Annotated in this window: 21 protein-coding genes and 1 tRNA gene; 10 read left to right on the plus strand and 12 right to left on the minus strand. The window is 33.7% G+C overall.

All coding sequences use genetic code 11. The annotated features are described in order from the left end of the window. The 4 genes from Q1J40_RS05595 to Q1J40_RS05610 form a co-directional block, all read left to right on the plus strand. Nucleotides 1-822 (plus strand): DUF3418 domain-containing protein (locus tag Q1J40_RS05595; RefSeq protein WP_301099067.1); only part of this gene is annotated, 822 nt, incomplete at its 5' end. Between the two features lie 90 nt (nt 823-912). Beyond that, nucleotides 913-2,124: an exonuclease SbcCD subunit D C-terminal domain-containing protein gene (locus tag Q1J40_RS05600; protein WP_301099068.1), complete on the plus strand. Its 1,212-nt coding sequence runs from the start codon at nt 913-915 to the stop codon at nt 2,122-2,124. After that, on the plus strand, nt 2,121-5,132 hold the full coding sequence (locus Q1J40_RS05605) for an AAA family ATPase (RefSeq protein ID WP_301099069.1): 3,012 nt from the start codon (nt 2,121-2,123) through the stop codon (nt 5,130-5,132). The genes Q1J40_RS05600 and Q1J40_RS05605 overlap by 4 nt, the downstream gene beginning before the upstream one ends. Before the next feature lie 31 nt (nt 5,133-5,163). Next, nucleotides 5,164-5,826, plus strand: coding sequence for a YoaK family protein (locus tag Q1J40_RS05610; RefSeq protein WP_301099070.1), 663 nt, complete (start codon nt 5,164-5,166; stop codon nt 5,824-5,826). Nucleotides 5,827-5,915: 89 nt separating this feature from the next. Here the strand turns inward: Q1J40_RS05610 and Q1J40_RS05615 are convergent, their stop codons facing one another. The 4 genes from Q1J40_RS05615 to alr all read right to left on the minus strand — a co-directional run bounded on the left by Q1J40_RS05615 (nt 5,916) and on the right by alr (nt 10,448). Further along, nucleotides 5,916-6,902 carry a galactose-1-epimerase gene (locus Q1J40_RS05615; RefSeq protein WP_301099071.1) on the minus strand — a complete coding sequence of 329 codons (987 nt, stop codon included), beginning with the start codon at nt 6,900-6,902 and terminating at the stop codon, nt 5,916-5,918. A gap of 51 nt (nt 6,903-6,953) precedes the next feature. Continuing rightward, nucleotides 6,954-8,108 (minus strand): galactokinase, encoded by a 1,155-nt coding sequence (gene galK / locus Q1J40_RS05620; RefSeq protein WP_301099073.1) that lies wholly within the window; start codon nt 8,106-8,108, stop codon nt 6,954-6,956. Between the two features lie 9 nt (nt 8,109-8,117). Further along, nucleotides 8,118-9,170, minus strand: coding sequence for a galactose-1-phosphate uridylyltransferase (gene galT, locus Q1J40_RS05625; RefSeq protein WP_301099074.1), 1,053 nt, complete (start codon nt 9,168-9,170; stop codon nt 8,118-8,120). Nucleotides 9,171-9,323: 153 nt separating this feature from the next. Continuing rightward, nucleotides 9,324-10,448: an alanine racemase gene (alr, locus tag Q1J40_RS05630; RefSeq protein ID WP_301099075.1), complete on the minus strand. Its 1,125-nt coding sequence runs from the start codon at nt 10,446-10,448 to the stop codon at nt 9,324-9,326. A 123-nt stretch (nt 10,449-10,571) separates the two neighbouring features. Here alr and Q1J40_RS05635 point away from each other — a divergent pair, with 123 nt between their 5' ends. The 3 genes from Q1J40_RS05635 (at nt 10,572) to Q1J40_RS05645 (ending at nt 12,127) form a co-directional block, all read left to right on the plus strand. Continuing rightward, nucleotides 10,572-11,483: an SPFH domain-containing protein gene (locus Q1J40_RS05635; protein ID WP_301099076.1), complete on the plus strand. Its 912-nt coding sequence runs from the start codon at nt 10,572-10,574 to the stop codon at nt 11,481-11,483. Nucleotides 11,484-11,519: 36 nt separating this feature from the next. Continuing rightward, entirely contained in the window at nt 11,520-11,966 is a 447-nt protein-coding gene (locus Q1J40_RS05640) for an NfeD family protein (RefSeq protein WP_301099077.1), read from the plus strand. 84 nt (nt 11,967-12,050) lie between these two features. Further along, nucleotides 12,051-12,127: transfer RNA gene (locus Q1J40_RS05645), tRNA-Val, on the plus strand. Between the two features lie 606 nt (nt 12,128-12,733). Here Q1J40_RS05645 and dapA read toward each other — a convergent pair. From dapA to mepM, 6 genes are all read right to left on the minus strand, one after another. Next, complete coding sequence (dapA, locus tag Q1J40_RS05650; RefSeq protein ID WP_301099078.1) at nt 12,734-13,621, minus strand: 4-hydroxy-tetrahydrodipicolinate synthase; 888 nt, start codon at nt 13,619-13,621, stop codon at nt 12,734-12,736. Between the two features lie 98 nt (nt 13,622-13,719). Beyond that, nucleotides 13,720-14,241 carry a GNAT family N-acetyltransferase gene (locus Q1J40_RS05655; RefSeq protein ID WP_301099079.1) on the minus strand — a complete coding sequence of 174 codons (522 nt, stop codon included), beginning with the start codon at nt 14,239-14,241 and terminating at the stop codon, nt 13,720-13,722. 17 nt (nt 14,242-14,258) lie between these two features. Further along, nucleotides 14,259-15,077 (minus strand): pyridoxal phosphatase, encoded by an 819-nt coding sequence (locus Q1J40_RS05660; RefSeq protein ID WP_301099080.1) that lies wholly within the window; start codon nt 15,075-15,077, stop codon nt 14,259-14,261. A 509-nt stretch (nt 15,078-15,586) separates the two neighbouring features. Continuing rightward, nucleotides 15,587-17,299: a single-stranded-DNA-specific exonuclease RecJ gene (gene recJ / locus Q1J40_RS05665; protein WP_301099081.1), complete on the minus strand. Its 1,713-nt coding sequence runs from the start codon at nt 17,297-17,299 to the stop codon at nt 15,587-15,589. Between the two features lie 72 nt (nt 17,300-17,371). Further along, on the minus strand, nt 17,372-18,058 hold the full coding sequence (dsbC, locus tag Q1J40_RS05670) for a bifunctional protein-disulfide isomerase/oxidoreductase DsbC (protein ID WP_301099082.1): 687 nt from the start codon (nt 18,056-18,058) through the stop codon (nt 17,372-17,374). A gap of 12 nt (nt 18,059-18,070) precedes the next feature. Then, nucleotides 18,071-19,438, minus strand: coding sequence for a murein DD-endopeptidase MepM (mepM, locus tag Q1J40_RS05675; RefSeq protein WP_301099083.1), 1,368 nt, complete (start codon nt 19,436-19,438; stop codon nt 18,071-18,073). 157 nt (nt 19,439-19,595) lie between these two features. Between mepM and znuC the strand changes: the two genes are divergently transcribed. The 3 genes from znuC (at nt 19,596) to Q1J40_RS05690 (ending at nt 22,065) form a co-directional block, all read left to right on the plus strand. After that, complete coding sequence (znuC, locus tag Q1J40_RS05680) at nt 19,596-20,375, plus strand: zinc ABC transporter ATP-binding protein ZnuC (protein WP_301099084.1); 780 nt, start codon at nt 19,596-19,598, stop codon at nt 20,373-20,375. A gap of 8 nt (nt 20,376-20,383) precedes the next feature. After that, nucleotides 20,384-21,169, plus strand: coding sequence for a zinc ABC transporter permease subunit ZnuB (gene znuB / locus Q1J40_RS05685; protein WP_301099085.1), 786 nt, complete (start codon nt 20,384-20,386; stop codon nt 21,167-21,169). A gap of 95 nt (nt 21,170-21,264) precedes the next feature. Then, entirely contained in the window at nt 21,265-22,065 is an 801-nt protein-coding gene (locus Q1J40_RS05690; protein WP_301099086.1) for a class II glutamine amidotransferase, read from the plus strand. 79 nt (nt 22,066-22,144) lie between these two features. Here the strand turns inward: Q1J40_RS05690 and fdhE are convergent, their stop codons facing one another. Both fdhE and Q1J40_RS05700 read right to left on the minus strand, forming a co-directional pair. Continuing rightward, the gene (gene fdhE / locus Q1J40_RS05695; RefSeq protein WP_301099087.1) at nt 22,145-23,068 is read right to left on the minus strand and encodes a formate dehydrogenase accessory protein FdhE; all 924 of its coding nucleotides are present in this window, start codon (nt 23,066-23,068) and stop codon (nt 22,145-22,147) included. 102 nt (nt 23,069-23,170) lie between these two features. After that, nucleotides 23,171-23,650, minus strand: a 480-nt coding sequence (locus tag Q1J40_RS05700) for a formate dehydrogenase subunit gamma (RefSeq protein ID WP_301099088.1), incomplete at its 5' end; no start/stop codon positions are given.

Genomic DNA, 23,650 nt, shown 5'->3' on the forward strand with positions numbered 1-23,650 from the left:
AAATTCTACGAACAGAAAAAACAGCATTTCAGCGTAAAAGCCTACCCTGCTATTGTCGATGAACAAACCTCCGTAGGCGTAAAACTGTTTGAAACAGAATTTGAACAAGCCACTGCAATGCAAGCAGGCCTTCGTCGATTATTGCTATTGAATGTGCCTTCGCCAATCAAATACTTACACGAAAAACTACCGAATAAAGCAAAATTAGGACTTTATTTTGCCCCATTTGGCAAAGTGTTGGAGCTAATTGATGATTGTATTGCTTGTGCCGTTGATAAGCTGATTGAAGATTTTGGTGGCTTTGTTTGGTCTGAAGAAAAATACAATGAATTGCAAGAATATGTCCGAGCTAATTTAAACGATATGACCGTTGAAATTGCCAAACAAGTGGAAAAAAGCTTAACGTTCGCCTATGAAATCAGTAAACGATTAAAAGGTAAATTAGACTTCACTATGGCATTTGCTTTATCTGATATCCAATCTCAACTTAAAGGGTTAATTTACCCGAATTTCGTCACAAAAATGGGCTATCAAAAACTTGCAGATCTTTATCGTTATCTAACCGCTATTGATAAACGACTAGATAAATTAGTGGTCGATAGTAATGCTGATAGAGCGAAAATGTTACGGGTGGAGCAAGTCCAAAAAGCCTATCAACAATTATTAGCTAAACTGCCAAAATCAAAACCGATCTCTGATGAAGTCGCAAAAATCCGCTATATGATTGAAGAATTACGGGTCAGCCTGTTTGCTCAACAACTTGGGACTAAATATCCGATTTCAGATAAACGGATTTTAAATAGTATTGCGGAGGTTAGGTAAAATTCCATATTATTTTGTGATGGGATAGACTAAACGCTCATTTAGGAACATATTATTCAAATATTTTTATTAGGTTAACATTTTATTTTCATGAAAATTATTCACACGTCAGATTGGCATATTGGGAAACGACTTCATAACTATGATTTAAGTCAAGATTTCAACTTATTTAGTACTTGGCTTTTGGATGTCGTCAAAGAAAAAGGCGTCAATTTATTATTGGTTTCTGGGGATATTTTTGATTTAGCGAATCCTTCTTCTTCAGCAAGACAACAATATTATTCTTTTTTAATTCGATTGAAAGAAATAGGCTGTAAAGTTATCCTAACGGGAGGTAATCATGATTCAGCCAGTGTTCTGAATGCTCCTAAAGAAATTTTGAATGCTATTGATATTAAGGTTGTCGGTAGTTTACCAAATGATTTTGATGAATATATTATTCCTGTATATGATGATAATGGGAAAGCAGTGGTAATTCATGCGATTCCTTTTTTGCGTGATGCCGATTTACGAAATGCCAATGATGGAACTCAAAATGATAGAATAAGAATAGTACAAGAAGGAATTCAAAAAGTATTTGAAAAGTCACTTAAATTCGGTAAAGAAAAATATCCCGATTATCCACATATTGCAATGGGGCATTTGTTTACAGCAGGGGTTTCTACATCGGATAGTGAGCGGGAAATTCAGATTGGGAATGAGGCAAAATTTGATGCCCATCGTTTAGGAAAAGGCTTTGATTATGTGGCTTTAGGACATATTCATAAACCACAAAAAGTAAATGCCGATATTCCGATTTATTATTCAGGCTCGCCCATTTCCTTGTCGTTTAGTGAGCGAACAGACAATAAACGCATTTTATTACTCGATACTGAAAAAGGTTTTGAGCCTGAAAGCATAACAATTCCTTTGTTTAGAAAATTACAAAGAATTTCTGGTAATTTAGAAAAAATTCAGTCTGAAATTAATAGATTAAAGGTAGAAACTTCGCTAACTACTTTATTAGAAATTGAATTGATAGAGGAATGTTACAATGCCAATTTAGAAGATAGATTTATGCAATTATTAAACGATTTTTCTCACAGTAATGCAGAAATAGTAAAGACCAAACTCACTTTTAAAGATCGGGTAATAGGTGCTCATGAATTGTATGGTGTATCTGAAGATATTACCGAATTAAAACCAATCGAAATGTTTTCAAAATTATTGGAAACACAAGCATATCCGGATGAAGACGAACAAGCCTTGAAAATAGCATTTAATGAATTAGTAGAACAAGTTCAACACGCAGAAGAAGTATGAAAATCCTAAAAATAGAGTTCAAAAACATCAATTCATTAGAAGGGAAACACGTGATTGATTTCACGAAAGAGCCTTTCATTCAAAATAATCTATTTGCGATTACAGGACCTACTGGAAGTGGGAAAAGCACAATTTTAGACGTAATTCCATTGGCTTTATTCAATAAAATTCCACGAATAGACACTGCCATTTCAAAATCGGTGATACTAAAACACGGAGCCATTTTAACACGAGGGAAAAAAGAAGCTTATGCTAAAGTGCAGTATGCTTGTAAACAAGGTGTGTTCTCTTCAGAGTGGTCGGTAAGAGAGGCTAAAAATGGAAATCTACAAGATTATGAAATGTTTTTGTATGATGAAAAAGGAACACCAATTACGCAAAAAAAATCCGAAGTTCCAACCAAAAATGAGAGTTTAATAGGGCTTAATTATGAGCAGTTTATAAAGTCCGTGATGTTAGCTCAAGGAGAATTTAATAAATTTCTAAAAGTCAAAAAAGAAGAGCGAAGTGCATTGTTAGAGCAAATTACAGGCACCGATATTTATCGCAGAATAGGAATAGCAGCTTTTGAAAAATACAAGTCGTTCAAATCATCAGTAGAAGATTGGCAAAAAAGTATAAAAGATTTGGAATCAAAGTTGATTTTAGAAGATGAATATTTGGAATTATTAAAGGAAGAAAAACAAAAGACCGAGCAAAAAATAAAACTGAATACGGATTTAGAAAAAATAAAAAAACAACTCAATCAGTGGAGTAAATTTTTAGACTTAAATAATAAAATAACGCAAGTAAATCAAGATTTAACTCAACAAAATAACGCAATTATTAGTTTTGAAGAAAAAGAAGGGAAACAACTAATTTTGCACAATAAAACCGAAAGCTTCGCTGATGAATTAAACGAATTTAAAACACTGAATCAAACCCAAGAAGAACTAAAACCTAAATTAGATAATCAAAAAAAAGCCGTAGAATTAGCTCAAAAAAACAAAGAAAAAATTAAATTGACTATCTTTAATTGGTTGAAAAAATCAGCGTTTGATGAGATTGAAATACTTACTAAATTAGAGGATTTTCGTAAAGATGTAAATTTTTTGATTGAACAAAAAAATGAAAAACTTTCAGAATATAAATCCAAAAAAAGTGAAATTAACTTTATATTAAATAATTTAGAACTTACATATAATGAGCAAATTGTAAGTAAATTAATTCCAAAATTAGAGGCAATTAATTCGTTTCTTGCTAATGAGGAAATTACATCACTTTCTAAAGAGGAATATTTAACACAAAAAGAAAAATTAGATCAGAAAGAAACGGAAATTCGTAAGGCGGAAAAATTAGCCAATGATATTTTAAAACTGAATGAGCAAATAGAAGAAAGGAAGGCTCAAAAAAAGAAATATCAAAAGCAATTTGATATTATTCCTATTCAATTAAAAGAGAAAGAATCTGCTCACAAAAAAGAAAAAACGAATCTAGAAAATATTACCTTAAAGATTGAAAATCAAAACCTTTTAAAAACCTTGGACGATTACAGAAATCAGTTGATTAACGGAGAGGAGTGCCCATTGTGTGGCTCTACTCATCATCCGTATGCAAAGCACTCTCCACAGGTAGATAACGAATTAGAAATAGATAAAAAACGTGTTGAAGATTTAGTTTCTAAGTTAAATAATGATGTGGTTCAGTTAAAAATAAATCAAGAAAGTTTGTCTAATTTATTAAAAAATACAGACGTTGAAATTTTGAAACTAAATGAAAAATTAACGCCTTATCAATCGGAATTTAAAACGCATTTTAAAACCTATTCTGTAGAGGATAATTTTACGAACAAAATAGAAGAGGTTAAGAATAAAGCAAAAAAAATAGAGCGAATTTTTAAGGAAATAACTGAACGAGAAGAGATTAAAAAAGTTTTTCCTTTAATAGAAAAATTAGAAGAGGTGAAAAATAAAGGAAAAGAAATCGCAAATAAAATTAAAGAAGCGATTAGTGAAAAAGATATTAATGATGAAACTAACCGACTTGTAAATCAATGGAATAAGTCGGAAATGGAATTGGCTCAAAATCAAAAATTATTTGATGAATTAATAGAGCAAAATACAACTAATGCTGGAAAATTAAATGAATTAAATGTCGTTTTAGTTCCTAAAATACAAGCAAATGGTTTTGCAGATATTCAAGAGGCATTGGCGAGTAGATTAACATTTTCTTTGGTTCAGAGATTGAGAAATAGACGCTCTGAAATGGAAACTTCAGTCAATAAATTGAAAGGAGAGTTAAAGACTTATCAAGAAAATTCAACTAAGTTAGAAACCGATTTAAAAGATTCTAACCAAACGGATTTACAAGCAAAAGAAGTGAAATTAAAGACGGATTTAACCGAAATAGAAGATCGTTTAAAATATCTTTTTGCCATAAAAACCCAACAAAATCATTACAGCAGAGAAATAGCCGATTTAAAACAAAAAATTGAAACAGAAAACAAAGAAAGTCGGGTTTGGCGAATGTTAGACAGCCTAATTGGTGATGCTAAAGGAAAAAAATTTAATGATTTTGCACAAGATTTAACATTGAGCCACCTTTTACATTTAGCAAACAAACGATTGGAGCAATTGAAATCCCGATATTTATTATCTCAACCGACAGAAAATGAGGATGATGGGCTGATGGCGATAGATAAAGATATGAGTGCTCAGCGTAGATCAGTGCGTACACTTTCGGGAGGAGAGAGTTTTATTTTGAGCTTGGCACTGGCATTAGCATTGAGTGATTTAGCATCTAAAAATGTGAAAATTAATACTCTATTTATAGATGAAGGATTTGGCACTTTGGATCCTGAAACATTGGATAAGACATTAGATACATTGGAAAGATTACAACAAGAAAATCAAAAAACAATAGGTATAATCTCTCACGTAGAAACACTAAAAGAAAGAATTTCGACCCAAATTAAATTATTACAAAATGGACAAGGGTTAAGTGTTTTGCAAATTGTTGAGGGAGTGTAAGTATAATTTCATAAAAAACAAAGGTAATAATATGGACACAAAACAACACGAAGTTCACGAACGTTTAGAGTTCGGACTTGCTTTAGCAGCAATGGCAGGCGGTTTAGATGCCTACACTTATTTGACACATGGAGAAGTCTTTGCAGGGCTTCAAACGGGTAACTTTATTTTGCTTGGCATTCATTTAGGACAAGGCAATTGGGATGTGTTAATTAACTACATTATCCCAATTATTGCCTTCTTCTTAGGTGCTTTAATTGCTCGACATTTGCAAAATAAAATTGTCAAAAATCAACCTCTTTGGTTTTTATTCTTTGAAACTATATTACTACTCTTTGTAGGATTACTTTCCCCATTTTTTCCTGATCTCTTAGTTAATGCTTTACTTTCAATTACGGCAGCTATGCAGCTACAGGCATTTACAAAATTAAAAGGTAAACCATTTACTTCTTTGATGATGACAGGAAATTTACGCAACCTCTCAACTCATTTTTTTGATGGTTATATTGATAAAGATCCTGCTAAAAAAACCGCCTTTAAAGATACCTTATTCATTTTGAGTAGCTTTGCCTTTGGTGCTTTAGTCAATGGATTTTTTATTACTTATTTTGGCGAACATGCCATTTTATTTAGTTTAATTTTCTTAGGAATAGCTATCTTTTTAATTATAAAAGATAAAAAAGCATTCCTTTAGTAAAAAATGATCTCAACCTTATAAACTAAGGGCGATAGATAAGCTATCGTCCCTATTAAGTTCCTAGTAAATTTCTAACAGTCTCCTTATTAAGACTGAATAAAACGATATTGAATTTTGTGATGGTAAGGCTCATTTGCTTTTGTGATTCCACCAACACTCCACCATTCTGGATGATTTGGTGTATCAGGGTAGAAACCCGCTTCTAATGCCACCCCTGCATGATCTTCATAAACTCCACCTGTTAAATTTGGTTGTCCTGCTAACCAATTCCCTGTGTAAACTTGTAAAACTGGATAGGTTGTGCGTAATTCAAGAGTTAGATGATTAGCTGTGAGTGTAGCAGCTGCTTCGCAAGCGGTCAGATCATTTGAACCTTTTGCAAGTTTAAAGGCATGATCGTAACCTCTTACTGCTTGCTGATCGGCATCGCTTAATAAATCTCGCCCGATAAGTTTTGCTTGAGTAAAGTCAAAGCTTGTGCCTTGTACTGCTTTTAGTGGTGCATTAGGAATCCCATTTTCTGCCACGGGTAAATAGTGAGTGGCATTGAGTTTTAGTAGATGATTTTTGATTGTTGGTTCGCCTGATAAATTAAAGTAAGCGTGATTGGTCAAAGCAAGAGGGGTATCTTCATTACTGAGTGCGTTAAATTCAATTTCAAGCTGATTGCCTGCCAAGCGATAATCGACTGTTACTTTAACTTCGCCACCAAAACCTTCTTCGCCATTTGCAAAAGTTTTACTGAATCTTACCGCTTGAGATGAATAAGATTCAACCTGCCATAATTGTTTATCTGCTCCAATATTCCCACCGTGCAAATTATTCTCGCCATTATTTTGTGCAAGCTGATAGGTTTTGCCATTTAATGTGTAGCGACCATTGGCGATACGATTTGCATAACGCCCAACAGTTGCACCAAAATAGGCGGTTTGTTGCTGCCAATTTTCTGGTGTTGTAGTGACTAATACTTCTCGTTGTTCATTCGGTAACTTCACAATACAGGAAAGCCAATTCGCCCCAAAATCTGATAAGGTAATTTTTAAGAAATCATTTTCAAGTACATATAAATTCATAATAATCTCCAAAAAATAAAGGTGGGTTTTCCCCACCTTTTTATTTAATGATTAAATGAGATGAACGCCATCACTTGCCGTGCAAACGTAGAAAGTTTCTTTAATGCCAGTTTGTTTTTCATAATTATCAGCAACTAATTGACGTAATGCTTCCACTTTATCATTTGGCACAAGGCTTACAATACAACCACCGAAACCACCACCCGTCATTCTTGCTCCGCCCTTTTTACCGATAGCAACTTGAGCTAATTCAACAAGGTAGTCGATTTCAGGAATAGTGATTTCAAAATCATCACGCATAGAATCGTGAGATTGCGCCATTAACACGCCTAATTTTTCCATATCGTTTGCTTTTAACGCTTTGACTGCTTCAAGCACATGTGCATTTTCAGTGACAACATGTTTCGCTCGTTTATAAGCTAATTCACTTTGCTGTTTTAACTCTTCTGCACGTTGTTCAAATTGTTCAATACTCACATCACGCAATGCTTTCACACCAAAAAATTCGGCTGCAGTTTCACACTCTTGACGACGACTGTTATATTCGCCTGTCACTAAATCGTGCTTAACATTTGAATTGATGATAGCGATTGAATAGCCTTGTGGCACTGGCGTTGGAGTAATTTCAAGGCTACGGCAATCAATCATTACAAGGTGATCTTTTTGCCCTAATGCTGAAGTGAGTTGATCCATATTGCCTACATTCGCCCCAACAAATTTGTTCTCAGCCTCTTGTCCGATAAGAGCGATATCCGCCAAGCTAAGTGGTAAATCGCCTAATACTTGGCAAGTTTTACCGATTGAAATTTCTAATGCAGCAGAAGAACTTAAACCTGAAGACATTGGCACATCACTTGTCATTGCAATATCTGCCCCTTGAATAAACTCTGGGCAACGTGCTTTGATGAACTTGACAACACCACGCACATAATTTTTCCATTTATCTTCGCTTTTTAATAATTCTTTTTTAACATCAAACGCATCGGTTTCATTAATATCAATCGCATAAATTCTAAAAATTGAATCATCACGTTTAGTAAAGCTTACTGCCATTCCGTAATTGATTGCACACGGCATAACAAATCCATCATTATAATCGGTATGTTCACCAATAATATTGACTCGACCTGGTGCAAATACAGTTTGTTCTGCTCTATAACCAAAGTGTTTCTCAAATTCAGTTTGGGAAAGTTCGATTGGGTTCATAGGAATTCCTTATTTAGCAAATTTGTAATGAATTTCGTCACTCACAGCGAGCAATCTTTCAGTCGCTTGTTCTGGGGTTAAATCACGTTGAGTTTCTGCCATCATTTCGTAACCAACCATAAATTTACGCACTGTTGCAGAACGTAAAAGCGGTGGATAGAAATGAGCGTGTAATTGCCAATGGTCGTCGTTTCCTTCTTTAAATGGTGCGAAGTGGAAGCCCATTGAATAAGGGAAACTAATATTGAATAAATTATCGTAACGGGTTGTGAGTTTCTTTAATGCAAGAGCTAAATCTTCTCTTTCTTCCGCATTAAGATCCGTAATACGTTTAAATTGTTTTGCTTTTGGTAAAAGCAATGTTTCAAATGGCCAACTCGCCCAATAAGGCACAACAGCAAGCCAGTCTTTTGTTTCAATAACAATACGTTCTTTTAATTCTAATTCACGTCTTGCATAATCAACTAAAAGTACAGAGCCGTATTCTTTTAAATAATCTGCTTGACATTGATCTTCTATGGCAATTTCATTGGGTAAGAAATTACTTGCCCAAATTTGTCCGTGAGGATGTGGGTTTGAACAGCCCATCATCTCCCCTTTATTTTCAAAAATTTGTATCCATTGGTAACGTTGGCTTAACTCATTTGCTTGGTCTTGCCAAGTTTTCACGACTTTCGCAATTTCTGGTTGAGTTAAAAGCGGTAAAGTTTTGCTATGATCAGGAGAAAAACAAATGACTCGGCTTTCGCCTTGAGTATGAGAAATTTTGAAAAGAGGGTCGTTATTTTCAGGAGGAGCCGGAGTATCAGAAAGTAATGCGGAAAAATCATTCTTGAACACATAAGGTTCAGTATATTTTGGATTAACCTCTCCTGTTATACGTTTATTTCCCGGGCAGAGATAACAGGTTGGATCGTAAGTGGGTCTTTCATCCTGAACTAATTTTTCTTGTTGCCCTTGCCAAGGACGTTTTGCACGATGAGGTGAAACTAAAACCCATTGATTTTTAAGAGGATTAAATCGACGATGAGGATGGTCATTTATTACAAATTGTTCACTCATATTCTTTCCTTTATTATCCAAACAATACTGTTTAAAATTATATCTAAAAGTGTTTAAAGAGTATATGAGCAAGATCATAAAAGAGATGAATCAAGCGGTCATTTATATTGATTTTTTTACAAAATTTTTAGTTAATCTGACCGCTATAATGACTTAATCTATATATTCAATTAGCACCCTTGGCGTAAGTTGTGTAATAAGTTCATAATTAATTACACCAATAGATGAGGCGACTTCTTCGATCAATAAATCTTTACCCCATAAAATCACTTCATCGCCTACTTTATCTTGGCTATCTATACCAAGATCAACGGTCATCATATCCATTGAAACACGTCCAACAATTGGCACTTTCCGACCATTGATAAATACGGGTGTACCTTCTGGAGCATTACGTGGATAACCGTCACCATAACCAATTGCAACGACACCAATTTTGGTATCTTGTTTACTTATCCAAGCTCCACCATAGCCAACGGGTTCTCCTGCTTTATGATCTCGAACCGCAATAAGAGATGAGGACAATGTCATTACATGTTGAAAACCTAGATCAACAATCGGTGTGTCATGGGGAGAAATACCATACATAATGATGCCCGGTCTAACCCAATCATAATGTGCTTGTTTCCAATATAAAATCCCATTGGAAGCGGAAATACTGCGTTGGACGGGATAATCACGACTTGCTGTTTCAAATACTTGAATTTGTTTTTCTGTATAGCCACAATCAGGCTCATCTGCTCGACTAAAATGACTAATAAAAGTAATGTTTTCTACAAGAGGGCAATTTTTCAAGCGTTGATAAAATTCTTCCACTTGGTTAGGGTGAATGCCTAATCGGTGCATTCCCGTATCAATTTTCAACCAAACATTGATTGGGAAATAGATCTTAGTTTTACGTTGCCAGAAACCCTTTTCTTGCTCCGCTTGCCACTTCTTCGCCACAGATTCAAGTAAGGTTAATTGCTCAATATTATGAATAACGGTGTCAAATCGGCGAGATAAGGTTTTGAGTAATTCTTCTTTATTAAAAAAGCCTTCTAATAGGACTATTTTACCCTCATATCCGCTCTCTTGAATAATTAATGCCTCTTTAATTCGAGCGACACCAAAGCCATCAACATGATCTTCAAGATTCTTCACTACCCGACTAATACCTAATCCATAAGCATTAGCTTTTACCACCGCACAAATTTGACTATTAGGTGCAAGGGATTTAATAATATCAATATTATGGCGTAATGCTTTTCCATCAATAATTGCTGTAGCAGGTTTCATAATTCATTTTTATTCATTAATTAAATATCGAAATTATACGATCAAAAGCACTGAAACTACTAGAATTTCATAAAAAAAAAGATATTATTAAGATCGCATTTATTAATCTAAAAGGGGTTTAAAATGTTTGACTTTCCTATTGTTCCTATCGTATTCGTTGTTTTAGTTATTGCAGTTTTAATCTCTACTATCAAAACTGTTCCTCAAGGTTATCATTGGACAATTGAACGCTTTGGTCGTTACACCAAAACTCTTACACCGGGTTTAAACTTAGTTGTGCCGTTTATTGATAGAGTTGGGCGTAAAATTAATATGATGGAACAAGTGCTTGATATTCCATCACAAGAAGTAATTTCTAAAGATAATGCAAGCGTAGCAATTGATGCAGTCTGCTTTGTTCAAGTGGTAAATGCTCGCAGTGCAGCTTATGAAGTGAACCATTTAGAGCAAGCCATTATCAACCTAACTATGACGAATATGCGTACCGTTCTAGGTTCAATGGATTTAGATGATATGCTTTCCCAACGTGATCTTATCAATGGTCGTCTATTATCAATAGTAGATGAAGCAACTAATTTATGGGGTGTAAAAGTTACCCGTATTGAAATTCGTGACGTTCGTCCGCCGAAAGAATTAGTCGAAGCAATGAATGCTCAAATGAAAGCAGAACGTAATAAACGTGCAGATATTTTAGAAGCAGAGGGGGTTCGTCAAGCAGAAATTCTTCGTGCAGAAGGCGATAAACAAGCCCGCATCTTAAAAGCAGAAGGAGAAAGACAAGAAGCTTTTTTACAAGCAGAAGCTCGTGAGCGTGCAGCTGAAGCTGAAGCAAAAGCAACACAATTAGTTTCTGATGCGATTGCCTCTGGAGATACTAAGGCGATTAATTACTTTATTGCTCAAAAATACACAGAAGCTATTCAACAAATTGGTTCAGCAGAGAATAGTAAAGTAGTCTTAATGCCTCTTGAAGCTGGAAATTTAATTGGCTCTGTTGCAGGTATTGCTGAGTTACTTAAAGGTGATAAAAAATAATCGCACACTTTCCTCTCAATAACAAAGGAGAAGATAATGGACTGGTTAAATAACTGGACAATTTGGTTAATTGCTGGATTTGTCTTGCTCATTTTAGAAATTGCCATACCAGGTGTATTTATTATGTGGTGGGGATTTGCTGGTATTATTGTGGCTGGAATTGCTAACCTCTCCCCTTCATTACCGCTCGCTTGGCAACTCACTATCTTTGCCGTATTATCCATTCTATTTAGCTTTTTTTGGTGGAGATACCAACATAGCAAAGATAGTAAAGAAGATAGATCTACAAATCTCAATGCAAGGGATCATGCTATGGTTGGACAACAAGGAGTTGTCTCAGAAATCCTAGAAAATGGAGTAATTCGTGGGAGATTTGGTGACACTACTTGGAAAGTGATAGGTAAAGATCTGCAAGTGGGGGATATAGTAGAAGTCACCAAAGTTGAAGGTATAACCCTCTTCGTTACCACTACATCAGTATAAAACTGAATTAAAAACCATCAACTAAAAAGCGGAGTATTGCATAACTCCGCTTTTTAATTTAGAATTCGCTCCGTTTTCAAATATGCGACTATAGCTCAGTTGGTTAGAGCATCACCTTGACATGGTGGGGGTCACTGGTTCGAGTCCAGCTAGTCGCACCATCTATCCTGTTCAAACAATATTATACACTATCAAATTTCCTTATTTTACAAGCTGTTATAAGATTTTAATCATTTGAACTTGTAACAATTAGTATCATATTCTATCATTCCAATCTTGAATTTTAGATATACGTTTGGATATACGTTATTCACAAAAATGCTTTTGTATATCCATAATAAAAAGTGTATATCTATAATGATGCAAAAATGGTTAAAACAGTAAAACCTTTAACTAATACAGAAGTAGAAAGATCTAAACCTAAAGATTACTCTCTTTCTGATGGATAGGGAATGTATCTTTTAGTAAAGCCTACAGCTCTAAAAAATGAAAAGCGAAATATGTATAGTAGTCTTAATACCTATTAGTATTACAGTAATATAATGAGATTGTTTATTTAAGTCGAACCGTTTATTGCTACTATAACCCCAAACTTACTAACGATATGAATCTATCCCACACCTTGTGTAAATATCCATTTCATCTAAAGACAATCATTTCAGAAATTGCCACAAATTCAATTTGTACAACATCCGAAGGCTGTAAGTTAATTTTAGATAAGATACAGCCCAACCTCTATACTAATATATTTTGAGTTCAAATCACATTTAAACTAATTTTGCTTGTTTTAATGCATCTATTATTCTTGAATGGTAAGCTTCCGATAAAGTTGTTAGAGGTAAACGTAAATTTGGTTGAGCAATCAATCCCAACTTATACGCTGCCCATTTAACCGGAATTGGATTAGCTTCAACAAACAAGTCTTTGTGTAACGCAATGAGTCGCTGGTTAATTTCTTCTGCTTCGATAAACTTACCATCCAATGCAAATTCACACATTTTAGCCATATCTTCTGCAGCTAAATTATTTGTCACAGAGATCACTCCTTGACCACCTAATTTCATAGATTCTAAGCCTGTAGCATCATCGCCACTTAAAATAATAAAATCATCACCAGCCAATCTTTTAATTTCAGGAATTCGACTTAAATCACCTGTAGCCTCTTTTATTCCAACAATATTAGGTATTTTAGACAAGCGACCAACAGTTTCAGGTTTTAGATCACACCCTGTACGACTAGGTACGTTATATAGAATAATCGGTAAAGCTGTACTTTCTGCAATTGCCTTAAAATGTTGGTACAGTCCTTCTTGAGGTGGTTTATTATAATAAGGCACAACACTTAAGCACCCAACAACTCCACTATCTGCAACTAATTTAGTAATAACAATAGCCTCGCTCGTTGAGTTAGATCCTGTCCCTGCAATAACTGGAATTCTACCTGCGGCATACTCCACAGTCTTCTTAATTACTTTAATATGCTCATCAGTACTGAGCGTAGTCGATTCTCCTGTTGTTCCAACTGCGACGATAGCATGAGTACCCGACTTAATATGAAACTCTACTAAATTTTTTAATTCATTAAAATTTATTTCACCATCTGTCATGGGAGTGATAAGCGCTACAATACTCCCTGAAAATAAAGGTCTTGTCATTGTCTGCTCCTGTATACTAAGAATGATCATAGATTGCAAAATTAATTTGAAATATGCAAGCTATTTTTCATTATTCATCTCTAAAACTCACATAATACCTACGTTATCATATCTTCAGCATATGCCATCATTACCAGTGTTCTCCAACGCTCATTACCTTGTTCATCTTTTCCCATATTTGCAATATTAGGAAGTCGTCCCCAATGCTTAAATCCATGTTTATCCATCATTTTCATACTTTTAGTATTTAACTCGAAAATGTATGCAATTAAGATTTTGATTTTCTTATCTAGCATTTGAGTCTTCATATATTCGATTATATTGGATCCATACCCTCTCCCATGAACCGAAGGATCTAGATATATACTAATTTCCGATGCGTGAGCAAATGCAGGTCTTTCATAAAAAGGCGAAAAGCTAAACCATCCAACCACTTCATTTTTTTCTTCAACAACCCAGATAGGATATTTGTCACTAGTTAAATGAAATTCAAACCATGATTTTCGATTTTCTGTCGTAACCAGCACCAAATCCCCAGTAATTTGATATGTTAAGATGGCTTTATTATAAATAGCTAAAATGCTTTCAAAATCTTGTTGTTGTGCTAAGCGAATATTCATACAACTTCCGATGCACTCTATAGATCAAATAGCTCTGATAAAGCTAATGAAATACTATCTTCGTTATTAGATCCTATAACTTTTTTAGCTTTATGCTGAATTTCTAATTCAGAATTGCCCATAGCTATTCCCATTCCGACAGACTCTAACATACTAACATCATTAAAATTATCTCCAAATGCAACCACATTTTCAGGATTAATGTTTTCTAATTTTAGAAGTTCTGCCAAGCATTTCCCTTTGCTATTACCACTTGCAGTAATATCCACACGATCACTCCATGACCATTCAGGGCTAAACTGATCAAGCGGTAGGTTATCCACATATTTTTGCATTTTTAATGAATTCGAATCACTGATTAAGACTTTCCAAATAATCGTCTTTCCATCTAAATAAGTATCAAAATGGTTTACTTGATGGATATCTGGTTTGGCATCGATAGGACAAGTATCTACCCAAGCTAATAATTTTTCAAAATGTGGGTTCAAGACCTCAAATGTCATTGCATCTCGAGTATACATTGCAATATGAAAGCCTTGCTCTCTTGATGACTTAACCAATGAGATTGCCTGTTCTGTAGTAAGAGGATTTGAAGATAGTACCTCATCATGATGAAAATCATAGAGATAAGTACCATTACAACAAACAACTGGTGTATCAAGCTCTAACTCCTTATAGTAAGGGCGAACTGCTGTATGATGTCGTCCAGTCACAATAAAAACCTTAATTCCTTTTTCTCTCACTTTTTTAATAGCTACCTTACTTGATTCTAAGATAGCCGATTGACTAGAAAGTAGCGTGCCATCAAGATCAAATGCAATTGCTTCGTAAGTCATAATGTTCCTCATCTAATTAGTATAAATAAAAAAGGACGATAATTAGTTATCACCATTCATATTCTACTATTCTATTTTAGAATCAGAAAATTATTTATTTCCATTATTGTAGAGGTTTGATATGAATAAACGAATAAATAACTAAAATTCAAATAATCTCGATGCTAAAAGAAATTGAATCAAGCGAACCAACTAAAGAATCATGTTATAAATATAATATTACTAAATTAACTTTTTACAAATGAAATGCAAAATATGATTGGTAAGTTTTGCAGTTAATATATTCTCTACCATGATTTTTTAGTATTCAAGAATTGATTACTATTTTTTGGAGTTTTAAGGTTTTTAGTCAACTTGAGGGGGGAATGTTTTTGAGTTATTTTTTCATAACGAAATACCTGTTAGTTGAAAATGATTATCTCACAAACAGGTATTTATATAAATTTTGATATAAACTCACAAATTCTAGTATAGATTCTTAGAACTAATCTACTTCAGTTCTTGTTTTTTTAATATAACTCTTCAATAAATAATTGTATATTCTTTTCTCCCCTAAACTCATTAATATTAAGTTTATAAATTATATTTACTTGCCTTAATGAGATGTCTGGTGGATGTAGTAAAGTATCAATATTAAACCAAATTCCATCAACTAACTTTCCATCTTTTGTTTCTAGTAATAATTTTAAATGTTTTTTCCCTACAATTTGCTGTTGAAGAATATTAAATTCTCCTTCAAAAACTGGCTCTGGAAAATGTTGTCCCCACGGACCTGACTTTTGTAATAATTCAGCTGTAGCTAAATTTAATTCTGTTGCACTTAACTCACCATCAGTGTAAATTATTCCTTGCAATTGCTCAGGTTCAATAAATTCTTGAACGATTAGATTAAAATAATGTTGAAACTGAGATAAATATTTCTCTTTAATAGTCAAACCAGCAGCCATTGCGTGTCCACCAAATTTTACAATTAAATTTGGATATGCCGAATTAATTCTTTCCAGCACATCTCGTATATGTACACCCGGAATAGAACGAGCAGATCCTCTTAAAAATTCCTCTCCATCTTTTGCAAAAATAATTACTGGACGATGAAATTGATCTTTTAGTCGAGAGGCTAATATACCAATAACACCTTGATGCCAATCCTTTTGATATACAATAATACCCTTAGCTTGTGAGGAGTCTTGTAGATAAGGTAATTCAGCACAAATAGCCAATGCTTCAGTCTTCATATCTTGTTCAAACTCTTTTCTAGCTTGATTTAAACTATCAAGTTCTAAAGCTAATTTACGAGCAATATAAATATCATCACAAATCAATAATTCCACACCTAAAGCCATATTTTCTAGTCGACCAGCTGCATTAAGTCTAGGTGCTATAGCAAAACCTAAATCACTTGTTTGTAATTTAGCTAAATTACGTTTAGCTATCTCAGCTAAAGCTTTAATTCCAGGTCGACATGCACCAGATCGAATTCTATTTAATCCTTGATAAACTAGAATTCGATTATTATGATCAAGAGATACCACATCGGCAACTGTACCTAATGCCACTAAATCAAGTAATTCAGTAATATTAGGTTCTGAACCTGTTTTAAATATTTCCTCTTCCCTTAATTTTGTCCGTAAAGCTGCCATCACATAAAAAATAACACCTACCCCAGCTAATGCTTTAGATTGAAAAGTACAATAATTAAGGTTTGGATTTATGATCACATCAGCATTAGGGAGAGAATCTGCGGGTAAATGATGATCAGTGACAATTACACAAATATTATGAGATTTAAGTAAATCAATACCGTCAAATGAAGATACGCCATTATCTACTGTTAATACAATATCTGTACCTTTTTGAATGATCAACTCCGCTATATTAATACTTAATCCGTAACCATGTGAAATTCGATCAGGAATGACATAATTTACATGTTTGAAACCAAATTGACGCAAAGCAAGTAAAGCTAATGCTGTACTTGTTGCACCATCTGTATCAAAATCACCAACAATAGTAATACGCTTATTATTTAAATAACTTTGGTACAACAAGTCCACGGCATGCGTAATATTAGCTAGCCCTTGCGGATTTAACATTCCTTTTAACGATAAAATAAGTTCATCTGGTGAAGATACACCTCTTGCCTGATAAATTCGATTAAGTAAAGGGCTATCTGATAATTGTTCTGTAGTCTGTAAAGTACGACGCTTAATCAGCTTATTCATAAAATTCCAGTTTTATTAACATATAAATATTGAAAAATGCACAAATTATCTACCTGCTTACACCTCATCCAATCATTCATCTAGCATGGTTAATAAATCTTTCGGTTCAATATAACCTGCTATTAATTCACCATTTTCGGTCACAATATTCGGTGTACCTGTTATGCCAAACTTAAGTCCTAAATCATAGTGTTTTTTTACAATATTAGGTGTAGATAATTGTTTTGGTAAATGCCCATTTTCTGCTTCGTTAAGTGCAAATACTTTATCTTTATCCGTCCAAATAGACTCCATTTGTCTTGCAGTTTGAGATTCTAACCCTCCTCGAGGAAATGCCAAATACCGAACAGTAATACCTAAATCATTATATTCTTTAATTCTTTTATGTAACATTTGACAATATGGACAAGTAATATCCATAAATATGGTCACCACATGCTTCTGCTTCTTTGCAGGATAAATAATCATCTCATCGCTTAATGCGTTCAATTCTGGCATAAGCACACTATTACTTACATCAGTCAGTTTTCCATTTGTTAATTCAAATATTTTACCTTGAATTATATAGTGGCCATCAGTACTAATTTGTATAACACCTTGTTCTGATACTGCAGTTCTAAATCCTGGTAATACTGAATCCGATATTTGTATATTTCTTGCACCAATTTTTTCCAATTGTTGTTTCAGTGACGCATCACTAGCCCAACTTGATCCAATACATATAGAAGTAAGAGCAAATATTATTGCGTTTTTTTTCATGAAATAAAATCCTTAAAATTTAAGTTGTGTTTGAATTTTTTTCGCTTTAGTTAAAAAGGCTTTTCTTTCTTTTTCAGGTAATCCAGATCCAGTTCCTGGTAATTTAACTGTCATTGGATTAACAGGCTGCCCATTGATATGGAATTCATAATGTAAATGAGGCCCAGTAGAACGACCAGTATTCCCAGATAAAGCAATTCTATCGCCCTTTTTAATATTTTGCCCAACTTTAACTAAAACTTTACTTAAATGCATATAAACCGTTGTATACTGGCTACTATGCTTTAACGTCATATAACGCCCAGCTCCATTTGCTTGATATGCAACTTTTTCAACTATCCCATCAGCAGGTGCTATAACTGGTGTACCAATTGGTACGCCAAAATCAACACCTTTGTGAGGTGAAATTCTATGAGTAATAGGATGAAATCGTCTTAAATTAAAAGGTGATGAAACTCTTGCTCGTGATTGCAATGGATAACGAGAGAAAACTTGACCTAGAGTTTCACCATGAAGATTATAATATCTACCATTTTCAGCTTGAATAGCATAATAACTCTTATCGCCACTAATAAGATGAATACCTTCAACATTCCCTAATTCAGTAGCTTTATCATTGACATACTCACGTCTAACTAAAATAGCAAATTGATCTCCCTTTTGAAGCTTATTCATCGAAATTTGCCATTGTAATGCTGTTGCTAACTGGCTTATTTGGCGACTAGATAATCCTTCTTGACTCAAGCTATCAGATAAACTTCCAGTTATCTTTCCTTTTATAACCTCAGTTTTCCAAACACTTACTTTTTCAACCGTTTTAATGCTAAATTGATTATCAGCTACTCTCTCAAAAATTTTTTCTTCTTTTTCAGAAACTAACCAATTCATATAATCTAATTCATTATTCTTCCCCAACACCCAATAAAATTGCTGTCCTGGTGATAAGTGAGTAAGTTCAGGAAATTGTTTTTCTAAAGCGAGTACTGTATCTTCTCCTAATCCAGATTGTTCAAGCACATTAGATAAAGTATCTCCCTCAGTCACGGTATAGCTAAATTGTTGTTGAATTCTAATAGCTTCTTCTGCCACATCAATAAATGAGTCAATAGCTCCATCCATTACAGCTTTATCTTGAATACGCTTAATTGCTTCATCATCTAAATCATTATCAAGTGAAAATTCTTCTTCATAAGATGTTGGATTTTCATTGGTTTGATCTACAGATAAGTCAAGATTAACCTGATCTATTGTACTATTTGAATTGTTCTTTAAAGAAAGCATTACTGCAATAAAGATAAAAATGATAGATACTAAAAAAAGAATCATTGTAATGCGATTTTTTTTACGTCGCCTATCTCTAGCAAATATAACGTGTTGCAAAATACTATCCTAATCTCAAAATTTATATAATCATTCACTTTATTTCTGTTTCTCTATGACTATACTAAATAAAAAAAATTCCCTATGACATTCTTGTCAAACGAATATAAATCCGCTAACTTTACTAGCATATCTACAATAAACTACTATTATAACGATGCAAATAAAATCAGTATATGATAAGTCTACTAGTCCACTAGTCAAATTAAACAATATTAGTGTAACTTTTAACACTCAAACTATCTTGGAAAATATTACCTTCGATATTTATCCTAACTCTATCACCACTATTGTTGGCCCCAATGGTGGTGGTAAATCAACCTTACTCAAAGTATTACTTAAACTTATTACACCAACAACTGGTACAATATTTCATAAAAAAGGTCTAAAAATTGGTTACGTACCGCAAAAATTACATTTAGATAATTCAATGCCAATTACTGTTAAAAAATTCTTATCACTAAAACCTAACACAACCATTAACAATATTGAAGAATCTCTTGGCCTATTTTCAATAACTCACTTACAAAATAATAGCATGCAAAGGTTATCTGGAGGCGAAATGCAGCGAGTTCTATTGGCTAGAGCAACACTCGATCGTCCTCATTTATTAGTATTAGATGAGCCGATGCAGGGTGTTGATATTACAGGGCAAACAGAACTCTATCAACTATTAAATAGAGCTAGGGAATTTTTAAATTGTGCTATACTCATGGTTTCTCATGATCTGAATATTGTTATGGCAAATACTGATGAAGTTTTATGCATAAATCAGCATATTTGTTGTGCTGGTACTCCAGAAACTATTTCGACAGATCCAAGTTTTATTCATTTTTTTGGCAATCAATTTGCCAATAACGTTGCTTTTTACTCACATAACCACAATCATTATCATGATTTACATGGTAACATTTGTAATAAAAAGACTTTAGACTAAGGAATAATATGTTTGAAATTATTTTACCAGCATGGATTGCAGGTGTTTTGTTGTCTTTTGTAACCGCGCCATTAGGTGCTTTTGTTGTATGGAGAAAAATGGCCTACTTTGGTGATACATTATCACATTCGGCATTACTTGGTGTTGCTCTAGGTATCTTTTTAAATGTTGATCCCTATCTTTCTGTTATCATAATGACAATAATATTAGCTATTGGATTAGTTTGGTTAGAACATTACTCTAATCATTCTGTTGATACCATACTCGGTATTATTGCTCATACAAGCTTATCTCTCGGCGTTATAACAATTAGTTTATTAAATAATGTCAGAGTTGATCTTATGTCATACCTGTTCGGTGATCTATTGGCTATTGATATGAATGATATTCTATTTATTGGAACAGGTGTTATTGTTATCTCATTTATTTTAGCTTTTTCTTGGAAAAAATTACTATCAATGACAATTAGTCCTGAATTAGCTCAGGTTGAAGGTATTAATATAGCAAAATTACGTTTATTACTTATGGTTCTTACAGCGATAACTATTGCTCTGAGTATGAAATTTGTTGGCGCTCTTATTATAACTTCTTTACTTATTATTCCATCAGCTACAGCAAGGCGCTTTGCAAAGACACCAGAAATGATGGTTTTATATTCAATCTTATTCAGCATTCTATCGGTGAGTAGTGGATTATTTCTATCTAGCATGAAAGATACCCCAGCTGGACCATCTGTTGTGATTTGTGCTGGATTTTTATTCATGTTATCACTATTGAAGAAGCAACGAAATTGAATAAGATATAACAATTATTCAGTTGAATTTTCAACAAATTGTGTTATAAGGATAGTATAGACGTTTTAAAAAAGGAAAACATTACTAGGATTAATATGTGCCAACTATTAGGGATGAATTGCAACACACCAACTGACATTACTTTCTCCTTTGAAGGTTTTCGTAAAAGAGGAGGATTAGTTGATTGCCATAAAGATGGCTTTGGTATTGCTTTTTTTGAAGGCAAAGGCGTTCGTATTTTTCGAGATAATCAACCAGGTGCTTCATCACCGATCGCTGATTTAGTCAGTCAGTACAGAATCAAATCTTATAATGTAATTGCTCATATTAGAAAAGCAACAAAAGGTGAAATTAACTTAGAAAATACACATCCTTTTATTAGAGAAATATGGGGTGAGAATTGGGTATTTGCTCATAATGGTACTGTAGATGATTTTGAAACTTTCCCAAACAATTACTATCAACCTATAGGTACAACAGATTCTGAATTAGCATTTTGTTATATTGCCACAAAATTAAAAAGTAAATTTATAAAGAAACCTGAGGAAAAAGAACTTTTTGATGCTATTGTAGAACTAACAAATGAAATTGCTCAACATGGAGTATTCAATTTTATTCTCTCTAATGGGCATTGGATGATTGCTCGTTGCTCAACAAATTTACATTATGTTTGCCGTAAAGCGCCATTTGGAACTGCACTTAGGGATGATGACGTAATGATTGATTTTAGAAAATATACACTTGAATCAGACAAAGTAACAATCATTACTACTAAACCCCTTACAAAAAATGAGAACTGGATTAAAATGAAGAATGGTGGTTATGCTTTTTTTAAAGATGGTGATCTTCTTTACGAAATAGAAGGTACATTACCTGATTGCAATAATCATGTGTAATGCAGACTTCTTAAGAGCATATTAAATATGCTCTTAAGAAGAAGTTACTACTAGCTAGTTAAATAAGAATAAACGTAATTTATTCATCCACCTTAAATAGAAATGGATTAAGTGCGCTACGATAAAATCCTTTATCTTCCATTTCAGCATCTAAGAACAAAGAATTAAGATCATCAGCTATAGGTTCCACATAGGGATCTTTCTCTTGATACATTGCTTTTAGGTAAGTATTACAGTCACCACAACTTTCAGCCTTAACTGGAGCATCCAAACTATCTATACTCCAATAATTTAGTTTTCCAGTTTGTTCACAGTTAGTACATTTTGCTCTTACCACATTCCATTCACTTTCGCACAATGAACAATGCAAATAACGTAGTCCTTGCGTATCACCAAAATGAATCACGCTCGCTACTGGAGCAGAACCACATACAGGGCAAACATGGCGAGCTTCTCCATATTCTGTTTTAGATTGGCGAGGTAATTGTTGTGCCAATTGAACCCAATAAAGGGAAAGAGCTGCCCATAAGAACACCGCTTTATCAGCACCAACATCTGCATAACGCTCATTAAGTAAATCATCTGCTAATGCTTCTAGTTCAGATACTGAAGCTTTTTCTAGCCAGTCTAGCGTACCTTGTATCAGACCTTCTGCAATAGGTTTACATTCATTAATAAGAGCTAAGAGTAATGTTCTCCATTCTTCAGAACGTTTAAATTCCTTAACACTTAACGGCTTAACACCTTCATTCTTAGCTATATAAGCGGTAAGTTCATCTGAAATATTTGCAATTGGTTTTTCATCCAAAATTTTTAATTGTGCATCGACAATATGTGCGACAAAATTTAAATAATCCCCTAATGGGCTACTTTCTGCTAATTCACGTAAACGTTTTGCTCTTCGCTGATATAAATTCTTTGGATTCGCAAATAATAATGGTGGGCTATAAAAAGAACTTGCTGCTTGCTTAATTTCTGTATCTGGTAAAATTCTAATGCTCATAAAATATCTTCTTATTAGATTAATGACAAAAGTAACCTTAGGCTACTTTTAATAAACAAAATGCGATATTTCTATCGCACTTTGTATTCGATTACTTAGTAATTAGTTAGATTTTTGCTTTTCTACTAACTCTTTTTCAAGTTCAGGTAAGATTTCTTCACGGAACCAGCGTGGGTGATGTTTTTTGGCCCAACGAACCGTAACCCATCCTTCAATCATACCACGGATTGAACCTCTAACCCAAAATGCCATATAGATATGTACCATAATGCCAGTAAAGAGCATAAACGCACAAAAAGAATGAAGCAAAATTGCGATACGAATAACAGGAATTGGAAAATTAGCAGCAAAATACTGACGCCACATAATAATTCCTGTAACTAACAAAAGCACCATAGCAAAACAAAGTGTCCAGAACAATAATTTTTGTCCTAAATTATATTTGCCATTATCTGATACTGCATGTTCATTACCTTTCAAAACTTCATGGATATTTCTAAGCCATACCCAGTCATTTTTTTCAGGAAAATTATAACGCCAGTAAATTCTAACTAGGTTACAGAATGCAATAAACATAATAAT

This window comes from Otariodibacter sp. (assembly GCF_029256985.1).
Classification (GTDB): domain Bacteria; phylum Pseudomonadota; class Gammaproteobacteria; order Enterobacterales; family Pasteurellaceae; genus Otariodibacter.

Bases quoted from the DNA above. Each gene is read 5' to 3' on its own strand.
- Q1J40_RS05600 (WP_301099068.1), top strand. From the start codon at position 913: ATGAAAATTATTCACACGTCAGATTGGCATATTGGGAAACGACTTCAT.
- Q1J40_RS05690 (WP_301099086.1), top strand. From the start codon at position 21,265: ATGTGCCAACTATTAGGGATGAATTGCAACACACCAACTGACATTACT.
- dapA (WP_301099078.1), bottom strand. From the start codon at position 13,621: ATGACAAGACCTTTATTTTCAGGGAGTATTGTAGCGCTTATCACTCCC.
- Q1J40_RS05605 (WP_301099069.1), top strand. From the start codon at position 2,121: ATGAAAATCCTAAAAATAGAGTTCAAAAACATCAATTCATTAGAAGGG.
- Q1J40_RS05655 (WP_301099079.1), bottom strand. From the start codon at position 14,241: ATGAATATTCGCTTAGCACAACAACAAGATTTTGAAAGCATTTTAGCT.
- Q1J40_RS05640 (WP_301099077.1), top strand. From the start codon at position 11,520: ATGGACTGGTTAAATAACTGGACAATTTGGTTAATTGCTGGATTTGTC.
- znuC (WP_301099084.1), top strand. From the start codon at position 19,596: ATGCAAATAAAATCAGTATATGATAAGTCTACTAGTCCACTAGTCAAA.
- dsbC (WP_301099082.1), bottom strand. From the start codon at position 18,058: ATGAAAAAAAACGCAATAATATTTGCTCTTACTTCTATATGTATTGGA.
- Q1J40_RS05615 (WP_301099071.1), bottom strand. From the start codon at position 6,902: ATGAATTTATATGTACTTGAAAATGATTTCTTAAAAATTACCTTATCA.
- galT (WP_301099074.1), bottom strand. From the start codon at position 9,170: ATGAGTGAACAATTTGTAATAAATGACCATCCTCATCGTCGATTTAAT.
- recJ (WP_301099081.1), bottom strand. From the start codon at position 17,299: ATGAATAAGCTGATTAAGCGTCGTACTTTACAGACTACAGAACAATTA.
- alr (WP_301099075.1), bottom strand. From the start codon at position 10,448: ATGAAACCTGCTACAGCAATTATTGATGGAAAAGCATTACGCCATAAT.
- Q1J40_RS05610 (WP_301099070.1), top strand. From the start codon at position 5,164: ATGGACACAAAACAACACGAAGTTCACGAACGTTTAGAGTTCGGACTT.
- fdhE (WP_301099087.1), bottom strand. From the start codon at position 23,068: ATGAGCATTAGAATTTTACCAGATACAGAAATTAAGCAAGCAGCAAGT.
- Q1J40_RS05635 (WP_301099076.1), top strand. From the start codon at position 10,572: ATGTTTGACTTTCCTATTGTTCCTATCGTATTCGTTGTTTTAGTTATT.
- Q1J40_RS05660 (WP_301099080.1), bottom strand. From the start codon at position 15,077: ATGACTTACGAAGCAATTGCATTTGATCTTGATGGCACGCTACTTTCT.
- galK (WP_301099073.1), bottom strand. From the start codon at position 8,108: ATGAACCCAATCGAACTTTCCCAAACTGAATTTGAGAAACACTTTGGT.
- znuB (WP_301099085.1), top strand. From the start codon at position 20,384: ATGTTTGAAATTATTTTACCAGCATGGATTGCAGGTGTTTTGTTGTCT.